General features: G+C 34.2%; 11 protein-coding genes. 10 read left to right on the forward strand and 1 reads right to left on the reverse strand.

From position 1 onward, the window contains the following. Positions 1 to 6: 6 nt before the first annotated feature. The 8 genes from AC2H4K_RS10385 (at position 7) to AC2H4K_RS10420 (ending at position 15114) form a co-directional block, all read left to right on the forward strand. Complete coding sequence (locus AC2H4K_RS10385; RefSeq protein ID WP_493742386.1) at positions 7 to 1953, forward strand: glycoside hydrolase family 13 protein; 1947 nt, start codon at positions 7 to 9, stop codon at positions 1951 to 1953. A gap of 51 nt (positions 1954 to 2004) precedes the next feature. Continuing rightward, a complete protein-coding gene (locus AC2H4K_RS10390; RefSeq protein WP_281138979.1) occupies positions 2005 to 3012 on the forward strand; it encodes an alpha/beta hydrolase in 1008 nt (335 codons plus the stop codon). Positions 3013 to 3096: 84 nt separating this feature from the next. After that, a complete protein-coding gene (locus tag AC2H4K_RS10395; protein WP_281138978.1) occupies positions 3097 to 5541 on the forward strand; it encodes a TIM-barrel domain-containing protein in 2445 nt (814 codons plus the stop codon). Position 5542: 1 nt separating this feature from the next. Then, a complete protein-coding gene (locus AC2H4K_RS10400) occupies positions 5543 to 7423 on the forward strand; it encodes an alpha-amylase family glycosyl hydrolase (RefSeq protein ID WP_281138977.1) in 1881 nt (626 codons plus the stop codon). Positions 7424 to 7425: 2 nt separating this feature from the next. Continuing rightward, positions 7426 to 8850, forward strand: a complete 1425-nt coding sequence (locus tag AC2H4K_RS10405) for an alpha-amylase family glycosyl hydrolase (RefSeq protein ID WP_281138976.1) — start codon at positions 7426 to 7428, stop codon at positions 8848 to 8850. Then, positions 8850 to 10511 (forward strand): alpha-amylase family glycosyl hydrolase, encoded by a 1662-nt coding sequence (locus AC2H4K_RS10410; RefSeq protein WP_493742387.1) that lies wholly within the window; start codon positions 8850 to 8852, stop codon positions 10509 to 10511. Before AC2H4K_RS10405 ends, AC2H4K_RS10410 begins: the two co-directional genes overlap by 1 nt. 2 nt (positions 10512 to 10513) lie before the next feature. After that, complete coding sequence (locus AC2H4K_RS10415) at positions 10514 to 12634, forward strand: glycoside hydrolase family 97 protein (RefSeq protein ID WP_493742388.1); 2121 nt, start codon at positions 10514 to 10516, stop codon at positions 12632 to 12634. A 101-nt stretch (positions 12635 to 12735) separates the two neighbouring features. After that, positions 12736 to 15114, forward strand: coding sequence for a GAF domain-containing protein (locus AC2H4K_RS10420; RefSeq protein WP_281138973.1), 2379 nt, complete (start codon positions 12736 to 12738; stop codon positions 15112 to 15114). A gap of 23 nt (positions 15115 to 15137) precedes the next feature. Here AC2H4K_RS10420 and AC2H4K_RS10425 read toward each other — a convergent pair whose 3' ends face one another. Then, the gene (locus AC2H4K_RS10425) at positions 15138 to 16403 is read right to left on the reverse strand and encodes a Pycsar system effector family protein (RefSeq protein ID WP_281138972.1); all 1266 of its coding nucleotides are present in this window, start codon (positions 16401 to 16403) and stop codon (positions 15138 to 15140) included. Positions 16404 to 16571: 168 nt separating this feature from the next. On the opposite strand from AC2H4K_RS10425, the gene AC2H4K_RS10430 reads away from it, so the two are divergent. Together AC2H4K_RS10430 and AC2H4K_RS10435 are read left to right on the forward strand one after the other, a co-directional pair. Beyond that, positions 16572 to 18134: a protein adenylyltransferase SelO gene (locus tag AC2H4K_RS10430; RefSeq protein WP_281138971.1), complete on the forward strand. Its 1563-nt coding sequence runs from the start codon at positions 16572 to 16574 to the stop codon at positions 18132 to 18134. Positions 18135 to 18303: 169 nt separating this feature from the next. Beyond that, on the forward strand, positions 18304 to 22011 hold the full coding sequence (locus tag AC2H4K_RS10435; protein ID WP_281138970.1) for a metallophosphoesterase: 3708 nt from the start codon (positions 18304 to 18306) through the stop codon (positions 22009 to 22011). Positions 22012 to 22013 lie beyond the last annotated feature (2 nt).

Below are 22013 nucleotides of genomic sequence, written 5' to 3' on the forward strand. Positions count from 1 at the left end.
TTAATTATGAAGAAACTATCATTAGTTATAACATTTTTTTCAATCGTTTTAATGTGGTCTTGTAAAGAAAAGGCAGATTCTACCACGACTGAAACTGAAGACAAAGCAATAGTTGAAGCGAATGACATTGATAAGATTGAACCGCCATTTTGGTGGACAGGCTTCAAAAACAAATCGCTTCAACTTTTGGTTAAACATCCAAATATTGGAAATACAAAAGTCGAAATTTCAAAATCTGGAATCACACTTAAAGAAGTTCATAAAGCCGATAGTCCAAACTATCTATTTTTAGATTTAGAAATCGCTGAAGGTGTAAAGCCAGGTAAATTCAATATTGTTTTTAAAGAGGAAGGTGGCACCGAATTAACGCAAACCTACGAGTTAAAAGCCAGAGAAAAATCTGCTGAAGATTATGTAGGTTTCAATAGTTCTGATGCTATTTATCTTATTACACCAGATCGTTTTGCAAATGCCAATCCAGATAACGATGAGGTTGAAGGTTTACTGCAACAAGGGATTGATAGAACAGATGGTTATAAGCGTCACGGTGGCGACATTCAGGGCATTACAGAGCATTTAGATTATATTGATGAGATGGGCTTTACTGCTGTTTGGCCTTGTCCAGTTTTAATCAACGATATGCCAAGTGGTTCATATCACGGTTATGCAATGACCGATTTTTATAAAGTAGACCCTCGTTTCGGAACTTTAAATGAGTACAAGGAATTAGCCAACCAACTTCATAATAGAGATATGAAACTTATTATGGACCAAGTGGCTAACCACTGTGGATTAGAACATTGGTGGATGAAGGATTTACCATTTAAAGATTGGATAAATTACCAAGAGCATTACGAGGAAAATAAAGATAATTGGAACAGAGAGACAACTTTAATGTCTAATCATAGACGTACTACAAATCAAGATCCTTATGCTTCCGAAGCAGATTACGAAGGCATGTCACAAGGTTGGTTTGTGCCAAGTATGCCAGATTTAAATCAGAAAAACCCATTTATGGCCAAGTACATAATTCAGAATAGTATTTGGTGGGTAGAAGTTTTAGGTTTGGACGGCATTAGACAAGATACTTATCCATATCCAGACAAGGGTTTCATGAGCGATTGGGCAGGCGCCATTATGACCGAATATCCAAACTTCAGTATCGTTGGTGAAGAGTGGAGTTTAAATCCGTTGCTAATTGCGTATTGGCAAGAAGGACATGTCAACAAAGATGGCTATGATTCTAATTTAACATCGTCAATGGATTTTGCAATGCAAGCAAAATTAGTTGAGGCTTTAAATGAAGATGAAAGTTGGAACAATGGTTTGGTAAAGATATATGAAGGTTTATCAAATGATTTTGCTTATACAGCACCTGATAAAATTATGGCTTTTCCAGATAATCATGATATGAGTCGAATTTTTACACAGCTCAAAGGTGATGCTACAAATACCAAAATGGCATTAAGCTACCTGTTGATGTTGCCTAGAATTCCTCAAATTTATTACGGAACAGAAATCTTAATGGACGATTTTGATAAGCCTGGAGACCATGGATTAATCCGTACAGATTTCCCAGGAGGTTGGCAAGGCGATACTGTAAATGCATTTACAGGTGAAGGTTTGACATCAGACCAAAAAGAAATGCAATCCTTTTTAAAGACCGTTTTAAATTACAGAAAAACTAGTGAAGCTATTCACAAAGGCAAGACAAAGCATTTTGCACCTTTTCAAGGGACTTACTTTTTATACCGTACCAATGGAGACGAGACAGTGGTTCATATTATGAATAAAAATGATGAGCCTATTGAAATTGATTTAAAGTATCACGAAGAAATGGGATTGAAAGGCAAAACCTTAAAAAACATCATCACAGGAGAGACTTTATCTTGGGAAGATAGTATAAAGCTTAACAAGAAAGGAAGTTACATCTATACAACTAAAATTAAATAATCAGTCATTATTGTCCCCTTGAGGGGACTTTAGGGGTGTTTAAACTGAGATATGAAAAGAATATTCACATTAGGTTTTATTTGTTTGTTAGTGTTTTCCTGTAAAAATGAAAATACAAAACAAGAAACTTCAGAATCAGAAACTATTGAGAAGTCAATAATTGAATTCAAAACAGTTGAAGATGCCAAACTAGCAGCAGGGAAATTGTTGCGAGTAGAAGATTTTCCATCAGAATACATTAAACCAAGATCAGTTGATGTTTGGTTGCCAGAAGACTATTCCAAAGATAAAAAATACAACGTTTTGTATATGCACGATGGACAAATGTTGTTTGATAGTACCACGACTTGGAATAAGCAAGAATGGAAGGTAGATGAATGGGCAACACAGTTAAAAGAAGATGACAGAGTTGAGGATTTTATAGTAGTTGGTATTTACAACATTGCTGACATTCGTTGGCAGGATTTATTTCCAGAAAAAGCTTTTGAAAATTTACCGATAGATAGGAAAGAGGAGTTGATTATAAGAGCAAAAAAGAATTTTATCAATGTATTGGATTTAAATGGGGATGATTATTTAAAATTTCTTGTTGAAGAATTAAAACCTGTAATAGATAGCACGTATTCAGTGTATACAGACCAAGAACACACTTTTGTAATGGGTTCTAGTATGGGAGGTTTAATGTCTATGTATGCCATTAGTGAATATCCAGAAGTGTTTGGTGGTGCAGCCTGTATATCCACGCATTGGGTTGGTGCAATGCCAATGGACAATAATCCGTATCCAGATGCGATTTTTAAGTATATGGAAGCCAATTTACCACAAGCAGGACAGCACAAATTGTATTTTGATTACGGTAACAAAACTTTGGATGAACATTATCCACAATACGCACCAAGAGTTGATGAAATTTTAAAAATGAAAGGATATAGTGATTTTGATTCTTTGAACAAATTTTTTGATTATGCGGATCATTCAGAAAATTCTTGGAATCTAAGAGTTTACGTTCCTATTCTTTTTTTAATGGAAAAAGAAAGCAATGATTCTATTAAAATTTAAGAAAGTGTGAATCTCATATGTTTAATATAACTATGAGTTTTTTAATTGAAGTCATAAATCCAACACGGTAAGGTATTAAATAACATGAAACACATAATTTTATATATATCAATTTTATTAGTCACTGTTTCAATTACTGCACAAAACACAGGTAGAATCTTTCAAAGTGCTTCATTTGATGGAGGTCAGTTAAACATAAATGTCAACGATGGTTACTACAGCATCATACCATATTCTTCTGAAATTATAGAAACTACATTTGTTCCTTCAGAAGAAAATATTGATTTAAAGTCACATGTGGTTATTTCTAATCCTGAAAAAATACATGTTGAATTTAACGAACGTACAAACGATGTTTTACTAAAAACAAGCGGATTATATGTTACGGTTACAAAATCCCCTTTCCAAATCTCATATTACTACAAAGACAAATTCATCACTTCAGAAAAACGCGGTTACTACAAAAGTAAGCACGAGCCAATGGATATGGTAAAAGGCAACATTGTTGCCGATTCCACCGAAAAAATAGAATTCAATCTTGCTAAAGATGAAGTATTATACGGAGGTGGAGCAAGAGCTTTGGGTATGAATCGCAGAGGATATCGTTTGCCGTTATTCAATAGAGCGCATTATGGTTACGAAACGCATAGCGAATTAATGAATTTCACAATGCCAATTGTATTGTCGTCTAATCAATATATGATTCACTTCGATAATGCACCAATAGGATACTTGGATTTAGATAGCAAAGGCGATAACACCTTAACTTACGAAACCGTTTCAGGACGTAAAACTTATCAAATTATCGTAGGAGAATCGTGGTACGATATGCTGAATAATTATACAAACCTCACAGGAAAGCAACCCATGTTACCACGTTGGGCTTTGGGTAATTTTTCAAGCCGATTTGGGTATCACTCACAAGAAGAAGTTGAAAACACGATTTCAAAATTCAAAGAAGAAAAAATTCCTGTAGATGCTATTATTTTAGACTTGTACTGGTTCGGAAAAGATATACAAGGTACCATGGGAAATTTGGAAGTCTTTAGAGATTCATTTCCAGATTTTGAAGGCATGGTAAAGCGTCTCAATGATAAAGGTGTAAAAACCATAACAATTACAGAGCCTTTTGTGTTGACTACGTCAAAAAAATGGGATGAAGCAGTTGCCAAAAACGTATTAGCGAAAGATTCTGTAGGCAATAATGCTAGGTATGATTTTTACTTTGGAAACACAGGACTTATCGATATCTATAAGCCAGAAGGGGAACAATGGTTTTGGAACATTTATAAAGATTTAGCCAACAAAGGTGTGGCTGGTGTTTGGGGAGATTTAGGTGAGCCAGAAGTGCATCCAGATTGGGTACAACATCATACAGGTTCGGCTTCCGAAGTGCATAATATTTACGGTCACGATTGGGCACGTTTAATCCACGAAGGTTACCAACGCGATTTTCCAAATACAAGACCATTTATTTTAATGCGCGCTGGTTATTCTGGTAGCCAACGCTATGGAATGGTACCATGGTCTGGTGATGTTAACCGAACTTGGGGAGGATTGCAAAGTCAGCCAGAAATTGCGCTTCAAATGGGAATGCAAGGATTGGCCTATATGCATAGTGATTTAGGTGGTTTTGCAGGTGCAAATTTAGATGACGAATTGTATGTGCGTTGGTTGCAGTATGGAGTTTTCAATCCCATTTTTAGACCACACGCACAAGAAGATGTGCCAAGTGAACCTGTTTTTAGAAGTGAAAAAGCCAAGGCTTTGGCCAAAGAAGCTATTGAATTACGTTACAAATTGTTGTCATACAATTATAACTTAATGTATGAGAATCATACAACAGGCAAGCCTTTAATGCGACCACTTTTATTTGAAGAACCAAACAATCCTGAGTTATTCAATTATACAAAAACCTATTTATGGGGAAAAGATATTCTAGTCTCACCAGTTTTAGAAGCAGGTAAAAAAGAGCAAGAAGTCTACTTTCCAAAGGACAATATTTGGTTTGACTTTTACACAGGAGAAAGAATTGAAGGAGGTCAAAAAAGTAAAGTTTCTTTAAAAGAGAAGTCTATCCCTACTTATGTGCGAGCAGGTGCATTCATACCTACCACTGAGCCTTTAAATACATCAAAGAATACATCTGATTGGATTTTAGTGAATTATTACCACGATAAAAGTGTTCTTGAAAATAAGAGCACATTTTACTTTGATGATGGCAAAACAAGAAATGCTTTTGATGAAGAAGAATATGAAATTATGGAGTTTTCTAGTCAGTTCAAAGGGGATTGGTTACACATTGATTTTAAAACAGATTTTGGGGAAAATTATAAAACACAAACAACCAGAATTATTATACTGGTTCATAATATAAATAGCAATCCGAAAAGGGTGAGAGTTAATGGTAAAAGAAGAGGATTTTATTTTAATGATAAAAACAAAACACTAACCATAACTTTGAATAGACGTGACTCTAAACTTGAGGTTACAGAGGATAGAAAAATCAAAATAAAACTTGGTAAATAAAATGCGACCAAAATATATAATTGCTTTAATTTTACTTGTATCGCTTGTTTTTAGTTGCAAAAACGAACCAAAACAAACTTTAAAAACTGAAGAAACTAAATCAGTAATGAAAAAGAAAGAAGTAGTATATCAAGTGTTTACACGTTTATTCGGAAATACCAATACCAACAACAAACCTTGGGGAACTTTAGAAGAAAATGGAGTTGGTAAATTCAACGACTTTACAGAGAAAGCTCTTTCTGAAATCAAGGATTTAGGAGTGACACATATTTGGTACACAGGTGTGCCACATCATGATGTTATTACAGATTACACAAAATATGGCATTTCAAATGATGATCCTGATGTAGTTAAAGGTCGTGCAGGTTCGCCTTATGCAGTTAAGGATTATTATAACGTAAATCCTGATTTGGCAGAAAATGTAGAGAACAGATTACAAGAGTTTGAAGCCTTAATTGAGCGTTCGCACAATGCAGGTTTAAAAGTCATAATTGATATTGTACCAAATCATGTGGCGCGTAATTATCAAAGTCTAACCAATCCTGAAGGTACAACAGATTTTGGTGCAGAAGATGATAAAACCTTGACTTACGCAGTTAATAATAACTTTTATTACAATCCAGGTGAAACTTTTGAAGTGCCTAGTTGGGAGAATGGTTACCAACCTTTAGGAGGAGAAAATCATCCAGAAGCCGATGGTAAGTTTGAAGAAGTTCCAGCAAAATGGACAGGTAATGGCTCAAGAGCATCAAAGCCAAATATGAATGATTGGTACGAAACCGTTAAGGTTAACTACGGAATCAATCCAGAAGGTAAAAAGGATTTTGATGAGTTACCAGAAGGTTTCGATAACGAAGATTACAAAGCACATTATAACTTCTGGAAAGACAAAACAGTACCAAGTTCTTGGGTAAAGTTCAAAGATATAGCCTTGTATTGGACAGCCAAAGGCGTGGATGGTTTCCGATTTGATATGGCAGAAATGGTACCTGTGGAATTTTGGAGTTATATGAATTCGCACATCAAGATGCAGAATCCTGATGCATTTCTATTAGCTGAGGTTTATCAACCACATTTGTACAGAGATTACATCAAAAAAGGAAAAATGGATTATCTGTACGATAAGGTGCAATTGTACGATACCTTAAAACACATAATGCAAGGTCACGGCAGTACGTATAACATTCCTCCAATTCAAGAAGATTTAAAAGATATTGAGCACCACATGCTTCACTTTTTAGAAAATCACGATGAGCAGCGTATTGCGAGTCCAGATTTTGCTGGTAATGCCGAAAAAGGAAAGCCAGCAATGGTCATTTCAGCAACTATAAGCACATCGCCAACAATGGTATATTTTGGTCAGGAATTTGGTGAAAAAGCTGAGGAAGATTTAGGTTTTGGCGACCCAACAAGAACCTCAATTTTCGATTATGGAAGCGTGCCAAGCGTTGTGCGTTGGGTAAACAACAAACAGTTTGATGGTGGCCAATCTACCGAAGAAGAAAAAAACTTGAGAGACTTTTACAAGCGCTTATTAAACTTCACGATTACCAGTGATGCTTTAATGGGAGACTATCAAGATTTACAACATTACAACCAACAACATACAGAATGGTATAATGATAAAGTATTGAGTTTTGCACGTTGGAGTGAAGATGAAAAACTAATCATAATTTCAAACTTTAATACCGAAAACAATTATGGTTTTGAATTGCAATTACCAGAAGATTTGGTCTCAAAATTAGAGTTGAAAGATGGGAATTATGAAGTTGAAGACCAGTTGTACAAGAATTATACTTCAACTTTAAAAGTTGAAGACGGTAAAGCCCAAGTTCGTATTGATATAAAACCTTTAGAATCATTCATACTTAAAATAAAGTAATCATGAAAAAACTAATATTTACCTTTTTTGCAATTGCTCTGTTTGCAAGTTGCAAAGAAGAAAAAAAGGAAACTAAAATAGTAGAAGACGAGTCAAAAACCAGTGTTGAAATTGAACCGATTTCAGATGAGATTTTGGAAACAGCAGTAATCTATGAAGCAAATATTCGTCAATATTCTCCGGAAGGTACTTTTGATCAATTCACCAAGGATATTCCAACTTTAAAAGAATTGGGAGTAAAAGTCATTTGGTTAATGCCAGTCTTTCCTATTTCTGAAACTAAACGAAAAGCTACAGGTGGAGAAAATAGCAAATTCGCTTCTGATTTTCCAGAAGAAGAACAAGCTAAATACTTAGGTAGTTACTATGCGGTAACCGATTTCACAAAGATCAATCCTGAGTTTGGAACTAAAGAAGACTTTAGAGAATTGGTAAACACTGCTCATGAAAACGGAATCTATGTCATTTTAGATTGGGTACCAAACCATACAGGTTGGGATCATGAGTGGCTAAAAAATCATCCAGATTATTACACACAAAACGAAGATGGCGAAGTTGTTCATCCAGAAGGTACAGATTGGACAGATGTTGCAGATTTAAACTACGACAATCAAGATATGCGCAAGGAAATGATTGAGGATATGTTGTATTGGGTAAAAGATGAGGGTGTAGACGGCTTTAGATGCGATGTTGCTGGTTCTGTGCCTGTCGATTTTTGGGAAACGGCTATTTCTAAGTTAAGAAGTGAAAAAGCTATTTTTATGTTAGCCGAAGCTTGGGAGCCAGAATTGCTAAAAGGCGAATTGTTTGATATGGCTTATGCTTGGAATGGTCACCATTTAATGAATGGAATGGCAAAAGATGAAAAATCACCTGAAGATTTTTATGAGTATATGACTAAAGTTTCTACGGATTATGAAGCGGATGATATTCTTATGAATTTTGTTACTAATCATGATGAAAATTCGTGGAGCGGAACCATAAAAGAGCGTATGGGAGATAAAAAAGACATATTTACTACATTAGAATATATGATGCCAGGAATGCCATTAATATATAGTGGACAGGAGTATGATATGGAACATCGCCTTAAGTTTTTTGAAAAGGATTCTATTCCAAAAGAAAAAGGTAAATATTTTGACTTACTGAAAAAACTCGGAGAGCTTAAAAGCACTAATGTAGCTTTGAACGGCGGGAAGGATGCGGCTTCATATAAACCGATGCCATACTCAGATAGTATCTTAATGTTTGAAAGAAGTAAAGGAGAAGAATCATTGATTTTTGTTGGAAATATCACAGATAGTGGTAACAGAGTTGTAATTCCGAAGGGACAATATAAAAATTACTTAACTGGCGAGATTGAAACAATTACAACAGATGCCCAGCCTATTGAAGCTTGGGAATATAAAATCTTAATTAAACAATAATGTACAAATATTTTTTAGTAACCATTATAGCTTTTTCAATGCTTAGCTGTAGAGAAAATAAAACTGTATTCGAAGAAAAACCAAAACAAGAAACTCCTTTTGTTTGGGAAGGGGCAAATCTCTATTTTCTGTTAACCGACAGATTCAACAACGGAGACACATCCAACGATGTTAATTTTGATAGAACCAAAGAAACAGGAAAACTTAGAGGTTTTGAAGGTGGAGATATCAAAGGCATTACCCAAAAAGTAAAAGAAGGCTACTTCACCGATTTAGGCATCAATGCTATTTGGATGACTCCAATTGTTGAACAAATTCATGGAGGAACAGATGAAGGTACAGGTGTAACGTATGGTTTTCATGGGTATTGGGCAAAGGACTGGACAAGTATAGATCCAAATTATGGTACTAAAGAAGATTTGCATGAATTAGTAAAAGAAGCGCATTCGAGAGGCATTCGTATTGTGTTGGATGCAGTGATTAATCACACAGGTCCTGTTACAGAAAAGGATCCTGTTTGGCCAGAAGATTTGGTACGTACAGATGTACAATGTTCTTATGATAATTATGAACACACTGTAAGTTGTACTTTGGTTAAAAACTTACCAGATATCAGAACTGAAAGCAATGAAAATGTAGAGTTACCTCCGCAACTGGTTGAAAAATGGAAAGCAGAAGGGCGTTATGAGCAAGAAGTAAAAGAGTTAGACGAGTTCTTTGAAAGAACGGGTCATCCAAGAGCACCACGTTTTTATATCATGAAGTGGCTTACAGATTACATCACCGAATTTGGTGTTGATGGTTACAGATGTGATACGGTAAAGCATACCGAGGCCTATGTTTGGGAAGAATTCAAAAAAGAGTGTGATTATGCTTTTGCGGAATTCAAAAAGAACAATCCAGAAAAAGTTATGGATGATAATGATTTTTATCTGGTAGGTGAAGTTTACAATTATGGCATCAGTGGAGGAAAACTATTTGATTATGGTGACAAAAAAGTAAACTATTATGATGATATGTTCAATGCACAAATCAATTTCGAATTCAAATGGAATGCTAGAGAGAATGGTTACGAAGACCTATTTAAACGTTATTCAGGTATTTTAAATAAAGAGTTGAAAGGTTTTGGTGTGCTAAATTATTTAAGCTCTCATGATGATGGTGGTCCATTTGATCCTAAAAGGGAAAAACCATTTGAGACAGCAAATAAACTATTATTGTCACCAGGAACATCGCAAGTATATTATGGTGATGAATCTGCAAGACCTTTAGTAGTTGAAGGCACGCAAGGAGATGCAACTTTACGTTCGTTCATGAATTGGGAAGCTGTAAAATCAGATAATAAAACAAAAGAAGTCTTAGAACACTGGCAAAAATTGGGTAAATTTAGAGAGCACCATCCATCCATTGGAGCTGGTACTCACCAGATGATAACTCAAGAACCTTATGTCTTTTACAGAAGTTATCAGAAAGGTGACTTTAATGATTTGGTTGTTATAGGTTTAGATTTAGATAAAGGCGAGAAAACTATTGATGTATCCAAAATCTTTGAGGAAGGCACTTTGTTGAGAGATGCTTATTCAGGTGAAACAGCAACGGTGGAAAATGGAAAAATTACTATAAACTCAAATTTTAGTATTGTACTAATCGAAAAAAAATAACTATGAAATTTAAATATATTTTACCTCTATTTATTGTAGCGCTTTATGCTTGTTCAACAGAAAAGGAGCAGGTTTTAGAGGTTAAATCACCTAATTCTGGAATAGCAGTTAACTTCAATGTCAATGCAAAAGGAAAACCGTTTTACACTGTTATGTTCAACAACAAAACAGTTGTAGATACATCGTATTTAGGTTTCGATTTTAAGGATGTTGAAGATTTTAGTGAAAACTTCAAAATTAATAATGCAACAACATCATCTTTTAACGAAACTTGGCAAATGCCTTGGGGAGAACAATTGGATGTGGTAAACAATTACAACGAGTTAAAAGTAGAACTTCAAGAGAATAATGAAGCTGCACGCTTAATGAACATTGTGTTTAAAGTGTATGATGATGGTATTGGTTTTAGATATGAGTTCCCTGAGCAAGACAATTTTAAAGGTGAAGTTTATATTAATGACGAGCATACAGAATTCAATCTAACCGAAGATTACAAAACATTTTGGATTCCTGGAGATTGGGATATCTATGAACATTTATATAAAACAACAAAACTATCAGAGTTAGATGCATTGCAATACGCTAACCACAATGATTTAGCGCAAACGTATATACCTGAAAATGCGGTTAACACACCTGTGACAATGGTTGGTGCAGATGGCACGCATTTAAGTTTTCATGAAGCCGCTTTATTAGATTATTCAGGAATGACTTTGAAGGTTGATACTAAAAATTTTGATTTAAGAAGTAACCTAGTTGGTTCTAGAAACACAGACTACAAAGTTAAAAAAACAGTGCCTTTTCATACTCCTTGGAGAACCATTCAAATTACTGATAATGCACCAGAATTAATAGAGTCAAAACTTATTGTGAATTTGAATGAACCAAACAAGTTAGGAGATGTGTCGTGGTTTACACCAATGAAATATACAGGTGTTTGGTGGGAAATGCATTTGGGTAAATCTTCTTGGGATTATGGTATGACGCAAGATATGAGCACTTGGACTGAAGGAGGGAAATCTAACGGAACACATGGTGCAAATACTGAAAATGTAAAACGGTTTATTGATTTTTCAGCTAAAAACAATATGAAAGGTGTTTTAGTTGAAGGTTGGAATACAGGATGGGAACACTGGATCGGTTTTGAGGATAGAGAAGGAGTATTCGATTTTGTAACACCATATCCAGATTACGATATTGAGGAGGTAACAAGCTATGCTAAAGAAAAAGGTGTTGAAATTATAATGCACCACGAAACTTCTGCAGCAACCGAAACGTACACAAAACAACAAGATACGGCTTATGCTCTAATGCAGAAATACGGTATGCACTCTGTGAAATCGGGTTACGTTGGTAAGATTCTTCCAAAGGGTGAATACCATCATGGACAATATATGGTAAATCACTATAACAATGCAGCTATAAAAGCAGCAGATTATGAAGTTGCAGTTAATGCTCATGAGCCAATTAAAGCAACAGGTTTACGTAGAACTTATCCAAATATTATTTCGCGTGAAGGTTTAAGAGGTCAAGAATTTAATGCGTGGGCTAGTGATGGTGGTAATCCGCCAGAGCATTTACCGATTGTAGCTTTTACAAGAATGTTATCTGGTCCTATAGATTTTACACCTGGTATTTTCAATATTAAGTTTGATGAATATAAACCAGATAATCAAGTAAACACTACTATTGCTCAGCAATTGGCATTGTATGTGGTAATTTATAGTCCAATACAAATGGCAGCGGATTTAGTAGAGCATTATGAAGCTAATCCAGAGCCACTTCAATTTATAAAAGCTGTTGGTGTAGATTGGCAACAAACCAAAGTGTTAAATGGAGAAGTTGGTGATTATGTAACCATAGCAAGACAAGAGCGTGAAACAGGTGATTGGTTTGTTGGTGGTATTACAGATGAAAATGCGAGAACTTTAGATTTAACTTTCGACTTTTTAGATGAAAATCAAAAATACGAAGCTATTATTTACAAAGATGGTGAAAACGCTCACTGGGATAACAATCCTCTTGATATTACTATTGAAAAAATAGATATTTCTAAAGATTCTAAGTTAAGTGTAAAACTAGCAGAAGGCGGTGGTTTTGCAATTAGTATAAAGAAAGTATAGTTTTTTTTGCTCATATGTAACAAATATTAGTGTAAGTTCGTCTACTAATACACGACTACAATTAAAATTTTGTAACTTAGGAATAAAACTACTTTCTTTCATTGGATATTAATAAGCACATAGAGTCGCCTTTAAGCGTAAAGGTTAGTTTTAATAAATTATTAAAAAGCTACGAAGCACTTCTTCATTCAGATAATGATTTAGTAGTTTCTAATGCTGAGCGTGTTTTGAAGATTGCAAAAGACTACCCTGTTCTAAGGGAAGGCTTTAGCGACTTTTCATTCATTGAGAAATATAAGAAAGAGATTTCCGGTATTCTTCAAGATTCGTTTAGCCCGATTTTAACGCACAATGAGATTAAAACGGCGTCAATACCTCTTCAGGACATTATATTTAATAAATCAGAGCGTTTTAAGAAAATTCTAAATGATGCGGGAGATAACTTTAAATTAGAAATTAAAAACCTTCCTGAAGATCATAATTACATTATTGCATGTTCTATTATTTTGAGATATTGCTATGGATATGATCTTAATTTTAAAAGACCATTTTTTTACGAAATACCAGATAAAAAGGGAGTAATGCGTTATTATAAAATCTTGTATAATGCAGATTTTATAGAGATTACGCCAAATAAGAATGCGCCAAAAATAACAGCAGCAGATTACGATCAGCTTATAGATAATTTTGATGATTTAGAATTGTGGAAAACAAAATTTCCACCAAATAGTTACGATTTTAAAGGTTTTGTAATTTCTAATATTGTAGATGTCACAGACGATCAATCCATATCTAATATAAAATCTTCTCTACTAGGTAAAGGGAAGCGCAAGGATGAAGCCTTTATGAAAGATTTTCATGAAATCTTTCGTTCACTTCTTGGTTTGAAAGATATTCATGTAGGCTTTTCTATATATAACAAGGATGATGATTCATTTGTTAGAGTTTATGGTGCAGGTATGACAAGTTATCTTCTTAACGAACTTGAAGCATCTTATTGTACAGACGCCTTATGTAATTGGTCTTATAATAGATTACTTCATGAGAAAAAATACTTCACAATATCTAATGTGAAGGAAATGTATGAAAGCTCCAATTGTGATTTGCCACATATTAAAGTACTGTATGAACAGGGTATTCAGAGTGCTATTTTTGCGCCAATAGCTAACGATAAAGGTTTAATGGGAATATTAGAAATTGTCTCAGAAAGACCAAAAGCCTTAAATAGTGTAAATGCTAACAAACTTGTAGACGTAATGCCTTTTATTGTGTCAGCTGTTGAGCGTTCTAAATCTGAGGAAGAAAATTTAATCGAAGCTGTAATACAAAAAGAGTGTACATCTATTCACTCTAGTGTACATTGGAAGTTTGTGCAAGAAGCTAGAAATTATATAAGAGCTGAATATAGTAAAGATGAATCTCCAACTTTTAGAAAAATTGCTTTTAATAATGTTTATCCATTATTTGGACAAATAGATGTAAAAGGTTCCTCGGATGCAAGAAATGAGGCTACTAAGAAAGACTTGATGATGCAGCTTAATCTTGCAGGAAAGATATTAGATAAGAGTCTTAAAGAAAAACACTTGCCAATCTATGAGAAAATAAAATTTCAAATAGAGGCTTTCAATAATGAGTTGAAAGATAGTTTTAAAGTAGATAGTGAGCATGCCATTACGGTATTCTTAAAAGAAGACATTAAGCCTGTTTTTCAGCTTGTAGCTCAAACACAAGAATTTCTTAAAGAAGAAATAGAAGATTATTTTAGTAAGATAGATCCAGATCTTAACGTTATTTACTTCTATCGTAAGCATTATGACGATACCGTTAAGCTCATTAATACCAATATGTCTTCATTGCTTGATGAAAAGCAAATTGAAGCACAAGAAATGTACCCTCACTTTTTTGAACGTTTTAAGACAGATGGTGTAGAGCATAACATGTACATCGGTGAATCTATAACGAAGCTAGATAGTTTTAACATGATTTATTTGTACAACCTAAGGCTGTGGCAGCTTCAGGTGATGTGCGAGATGGAAAATGAATACTATCAAAACCAGCATGAATATCCGATAGCATTAGATGTAGCATCTATGGTACTAGTATTTAATCAGCCTTTATCGATTAGATTTAGAATGGATGAAAAGCGTTTTGATGTGGACGGAACTTACAATGCTAGATACGAAGTAGTGAAAAAACGTGTAGACAAAGCATTTATAAAAGGAACTGAAGAACGCGCTACACAAAAAGGAAAGCTAACCATTGTCTATTCACAAAAAGAGGACGAAGAAGAATATGTGGGTTATATTAAATTTCTGCAGTCTAAACATGTTCTAGATACCGATTTAGAATATTTAGAACTTGAAGATCTTCAAGGTGTAACAGGTCTTAAAGCTTTAAGAATAAGCATACTTTATCATAACGATAAAGATGATAAGAATTTCTACACTTATAATGACTTAATGGAAACGATTAAGGGATAGATCTTTAAGGCTTTATCAATTTCTTAAGCGTTTAAAACCTCATTGTCATCAACATTTATAATCATCGAAGTTTTTTGATTTTCAGGAATCATATCATCAATATCTACACCAGGATTGTTTTTTACAGCAATTCCAAATGCTATAAGAGAGACAATAATACCAACCATAAAAACCGTATAAGTTATGCGTAGTAATCTATATTTTCGCTCTAGTACTTTTCCTAAAAAGTATAAATCCTTGGTTAGTGCCTTATAAATATAATCTTTATCCTTTACCATTTCGCTGATAGCCCATTCATATTCTTCAAGATTCATTTTGTGGAAATTCCCGAAGAAACTGAGGTTTACTTCTTGGTTAGCAACATCTTCTTTGGTAAACTCACCACTGGTTACATTTGGACGTGTAGCAATGATCGAAAGTATCATTGAAACTACACAAAACAAAGTAAAAATGACAACAGGCCAAGTTAGATAAGGGTTTGTGTCTAATTTAGAGATTAAGTTAGCTAATACTACAGAGATTATAATAGCATTTACAGATAAAAGAATATTGGCTTTAGTATCAGCTATATCACTCAGCTTTATATGGTTTCTCAAAGCCGTTCTGTAGAATGTCTGTACACCTCGTTCAGGACTTTGATTTTTATATTGTGTTTTGTATTTGGCTTTAAGTTTTTCTACATCAAGTTTCTTTTTACGCTTTTTCTTCTTGCCCATTAATTTGGCAAGGTTTTTTTCTTTTCTACTTTGCCAGTTTTTTAAAGCGTAGTCGGTATAAAACTGGTGTTTAGTTAGTACTTTTATATTCTCATTTCTCCATTCTGCAGGAGTATATACTTTTCGGTCTTGTAGTTCTAGTTCTTTGCGCAAGAATTCGGTAGCATCATCAAAATATTTTTTACCAAAGTGAGAGGCATCAGCATCTCTAATAACTTTTTCTAATTCATTTTTTGGCTCATTATCAAATTTAGTAGCCATAATACAGTCAGAAACCTTCTTAATAATTTCCTCATCAACTCCTTTTTCTTTCAGATATTCTGAAGCAATCTTTACACTATCCTCTTCATGACTGTCGTGTCCCTTTACATAACCTACATCATGTAACAAAGCTGTAAGTTCTAAAACAAGAATATCTTCCTCACTAAATTCAGAATTTTCAATAATTTCATTTACACTATTAAAAACACGTTCTGTATGTGTATAGTTGTGATAAATGTATGTATCTGGGAGATTTTGCTTTAAGTAATCAAAAACAAAATCATTAGTTTCTTCCGTAAGGGATTTAGCCATGGTTTTTTATGGTTTTATAACAATGTGAATTTACAAAATTTACAAGACTTAACGTTTTATTTTGTCTTTCACATATAGCGATGTTGTATTTTTATAAATAATTTAAGGGTATATGTCAAAAGTATAGTCTTGTTTTATTTCAAATGATTACAAAAGCGATTTTTATTGATGCAAATAAATATTGAGGATACATTTAATAAAGAACTGCCTGCTGATTCAGTTTTAGAGAATAAAAGGAGGCAAGTCTCTAATACTGCTTTTTCGTTTGTAGTACCAAAAGTTCCATCAAAACCTAAACTGATTCATGCTTCAGAAGCTATGGTTAAAGCTTTGGGTTTACAAAAAAAAGATATAAACACGCGTCAGTTTCTAGATGTTTTCTCAGGTTCTAAAGTTTACCCTAACACTAACCCTTATGCTATGGCTTATGCAGGTCATCAGTTTGGAAATTGGGCAGGACAACTTGGTGATGGCAGAGCCATAAATTTATTTGAAGTAGTGCATGACTCAAAGCGATGGGCTGTGCAACTCAAAGGGTCTGGTGAAACACCGTATTCTCGCCAAGGAGATGGCTTAGCAGTTTTAAGATCATCCATCCGAGAATATCTTTGTAGCGAAGCGATGCATCATTTAGGTGTGCCAACTACCAGAGCGCTGAGTCTTATGTTATCTGGTGATGAGGTTTTGAGAGACATGCTTTATAATGGAAATGCAGAGTATGAAAAAGGCGCAATAGTTTGTAGAGTGGCACCAAGCTTTATTCGTTTTGGAAATTTTGAACTTTTCACAGCCAGAAATGAGATTGAAAATCTTAAAAATCTTACAGATTATACCATAAAATATTTTTATCCAGAACTAGGAAAACCTTCTAAAGAAACCTATATCAAATTTTTTAAGGCTGTTACCGATAGAACATTAGAGATGATTATCCATTGGCAACGTGTAGGGTTTGTTCATGGAGTTATGAATACAGATAATATGTCTATTTTAGGGTTGACTATAGATTATGGTCCATATGGTTGGCTAGAGGATTTTGATTTTGGTTGGACACCAAATACTACCGATAGTCAAAATAAACGTTACTATTATGGAAATCAGCCAAATATTGCATTATGGAATTTGTTACAATTGGCCAATGCTCTCTATCCTTTAGTTGAAGAACCAAAACCTTTTGAAGATATTTTAAACACTTATCAAAAAGAATTTGAAGCACAATTTCTTGATATGATGCGAGCAAAATTAGGTTTGAAAAATAGCAATGATGAAGATGCTAAACTCATTCAAAATTTAGAAGAGTGTTTACTGCTGTCCGAAACGGATATGACTATATTTTACAGAGAATTGTCAAATTTCAAAAAAGATAAAGCCAATGAAGGTGTTGCTGTCGTTAAAAAAGCATTCTATTTCCCAGATGATATATCTAATGAAAAAAAGAGTCAGTGGAATGAATGGTTTCAAGACTATAACAATAGGTTGAAATCAGAGAACTTGTCGGACGAAGAAAGACAATCACACATGAATTCTGTTAACCCTAAGTATGTCTTAAGAAACTATATGGCGCAATTAGCAATAGATAAAGCTAACGAAGCAGATTACACTTTAGTAGATGAACTATTTGAAATGCTGAAAAAGCCTTATGACGAACAACCAAAGTATGAAAACTGGTATGCAAAGCGACCAGATTGGGCAAGACATAAAGTCGGTTGCTCTATGTTGTCCTGTAGTTCCTAATATACTTTTATCAAAAATAATGTACGAATTGCGTAAATTAGAGAGTTCGTATTTATTGCTTCAATACCATAAAGCAGCAAGAAACACTAATTATTAGCATTAAGATATTTATTAGTAGAGTTAAAGTTTAGTTTTCAATCTAAATATTTTTACAATCTTAAAATCACCTATGAAAAACTTATACAAATCAACCAGGTTAATAGTAATCATATTTTTATTTCAAGCTTGTGCTACTTACAATGCGCAGTACAAAAATGAAGAGGACAAAACTAATATTGTTCCAGATAAGGAAGTGGAAAGAACCTTCTATCTTATTGGAGACGCAGGCTTATCACCACAAGGCGGAATGTCTAATGCCTTAACGGCTTTTAAAGATTATACTTCGGATAAAGAGACAAAAGGTGACTATGCACTTTTTTTAGGAGACAATATTTATCCTGCAGGATTACCAGCAAAAGATGAAAAAGGAAGAAAAGATGCTGAGAATGGTTTGGATGGGCAAATACGAGCACTCAAGGATTTTGAAGGTGAGGTTCTGTTTATCCCTGGAAACCACGATTGGTATGCTGATGGTGTAAAAGGTTTAAAGCGAGAAGAAAAATATATTGAAGATGCTTTAGGTGATAATACTTTTCAGCCAGAAAATGGATGTCCCTTGGAAGATTTTGATGTTGGTGAGAACATTAAATTGATAATTATAGATACACAATGGTATCTTGAAAATTGGAATGATCATCCAAGTATAAATGATAAGTGTGAAATAAAAACAAGAGATAGATTCTTTTTGGAATTAGAGGGTGAGCTTAAGAAAGCACAAAATAAAACGGTAATCTTAGCTATGCATCATCCAATGTATACCAACGGAACTCACGGTGGTCAATATGCTTTAGAAAAACACTTGTTTCCAGGACAGAAAAAAATTCCAGTGCCAATTCTTGCGTCGTTAGCAACGCAGATTAGAACTCAAGGAGGTGTATCTATTCAAGATCGTTATAATGAGAGTTATAACAACTTAATGAATCGTATAGAAACCATGGCTTTAGACGAAGATAAACTGGTTTTTGTTTCAGGTCACGAACATACATTGCAGTACAATGTCAATGAAAAAATTAAACAAATTGTTTCGGGTTCTGGTGCTAAAGAATCTGCAGTAGAGCTGGGTGATCATGGTGTTTTTTCTTATGGAAAACAAGGTTTTGCAGAGCTTAAAATATTTAAAGATGGTAGTGCTTGGGTAACTTATTTTGGAGAGGAAAACGGTAAAGCAAAACAGTTATTTACCACAGAAGTTTTTAAACCTACAGAAGAGTATGATGTGTCTGATTTACCAGATACATTTCCTCAAGAAATAGAAGTCTCTGTTTACACAGCAGAACAAACTGATAAGTCAGATTTTTTCAAATCTATTTGGGGAAATCATTATCGCGATGTTTACAGTAAAAAAATTACAGCAAAGGTTGCTACTTTAGATACACTTTACGGAGGTCTTGAGGTCGTAAGAGCTGGTGGTGGACACCAAACACGCTCATTGCGTCTTAAGACCAAAGATGGTAGAGAGTTAAACATGAGAGCGCTCAAAAAGAGTGCGACACAATATTTACAAACGGTTTTATTTAAGGATACTTATATACAAGATGAATTTGAAAAAACTGCTGTTGAGGAATTAATTTTAGATTTTTACACAGCAGCTCATCCTTATGCATTTCTAACTGTTCCAGACTTATCAGATGCAGCGCAGGTTTATCATACAAATCCAAGATTGTTTTTTATTCCAAAGCATAAACATTTAGGGAAGTTCAACAAGGAATATGGAGGTGAGCTATATATGATAGAAGAGCGACCAGAAGAAAACTACAGTCACGAAAGAAACTTTGGTTATGCAGATGACATTGAAAGTACGCACGATATCATAGAAAAAGTAAGAGATGATGAAAAATATAAAATAGACCAAAATGCGTTTGTACGAGCTCGATTGTTTGATATGCTAATTGGTGATTGGGATCGCCACCAAGATCAATGGAGGTGGGCACAGTTCGATCAAGAAAATGGAGATAAGGTCTTCAAACCTATTCCAAGGGATAGAGATCAAGTGTTTTCAAATTTCGATGGTACTTTACTAGATGTTATGAGACTTATTTCTGGGGCATCAAATCAGCTTCAAGTTTATGATAGCGAGTTAAAAGATATTGAATGGATGAATGCAGCAGGAATTCGTTTAGATCGAGTACTTGTTCAGCAATCTACAAGAGAACAATGGATGGAACAAGCCAAGTTTTTACAAGAGAACGTTACAGATGATGTCATCGATAAAGCGTTTACTAAAGTTCCTGAAACAGTTCAAGATTCTACACTGAGAGTAATTAAGAAAAATTTAAAAGGTAGACGACAAAATCTTACAGACATTGCTGAGCGCTATTATAATCACCTTAATGAATTAGTTATTCTCACTGGTACGGATAAAGATGATTATATAGAAGTTAACCGAATTAGGGATAACGAAACAAGCGTAAAGATTTGGAGAATAAAAGGTGGTGAAAAAGCAGATGTACTTGTAGATAAAACGTTTAATAGAGACATTACTAAAGAAATATGGATCTACGGTCTAGATGACAAAGATATCTTCGAAGTTAAAGGCGAAGGAAAAAAACCTATTTTCACAAGACTTATTGGTGGTTTAGAAAATGACACTTATATCATTAAAAATGGTAGAAGGGTTAAGATTTATGATCATGAAAGCAAGAAAAATACCATTGAAGAAAATAATGGTGCAACTGTAAGATTTACGGATGTTTATAAGCTTAATTTATTCGACTTTAAAAAGAATATTAAGAAAGATTTTGTAACAACACCAGCTGTTGGTTTCAATCCAGATGACGGAGTGTCATTAGGTATATCTTATGTAAGAACAAAAAAAGGTTTTCAAAGAAATCCTTTCTCACAGCAACACAGATTTAAAGGAGGATACTTTTTTGCAACAAGTGGTTTTTCTTTAGAGTATGATGGGGAATTTGCTAATATCATGAACGATTGGAATCTGCATATTGGAGGTAGGTTTACATCAGAAAACTTTGTAAATAACTTCTTTGGGTTTGGTAACGAAACTGTTAATCTAGATGATGATTTAGATTTTGATTACAACCGTGTAAAAACAAGTATTTACATGGCAAAAGCAGGAATCCTCAAAAGAGGTAGTTTTGGTAGTGACTATGGTTTTAGAGCCATTTTTGAGGCGATTGAAGTAGATAATACCGCAGGTAGATTTATCACGGATTTTGTGCCAGCTACAGATGAAGAGTTTTATGAAAGAAGGGTTTTTGGTGCGCTTGAAGCAGAATATAATTACGAGAGTTATGATAAGAAGTTAAACCCTTCAAGAGGTATGAACTTTTTGCTTAATCTAGGTGCTAAAACAGAATTAAACGAAACAGATAATACTTATGGCTATCTAAATTCTAACTTAGGGTTCTATAATTCACTTTCAAGAAATAGAAAGCTAGTTCTAAAAACAGACTTAAGAACACAGTTAAGGTTTGGTAATGGTTTTCAATTTTATCAAGCGGCAAATATTGGTGGACTCAATAGTTTAAGAGGATTTAGAAGAGATCGTTTTACAGGTAGAAATTCATTAGTAGGAAGTACCGATTTACGTTATAGTTTTAACCAGTTTAAGACAGGAACGTTACCATTACAAATAGGTGTTTTTGGTGGATTTGATGTTGGTAGAGTTTGGCTTACAGGAGATTTTTCAGATAAATGGCACAACGATTATGGTGGTGGTTTTTGGGTTACAGCCGCAGAGAGTGTTTCAGGAACATTTAATTTATTTCATAGCGTTGAAGGACTTAGACTCACCTTTGGTTTTGGTTTAAACTTCTAAAC

Source organism: Winogradskyella sp. 266wxhm, from assembly GCF_058964685.1.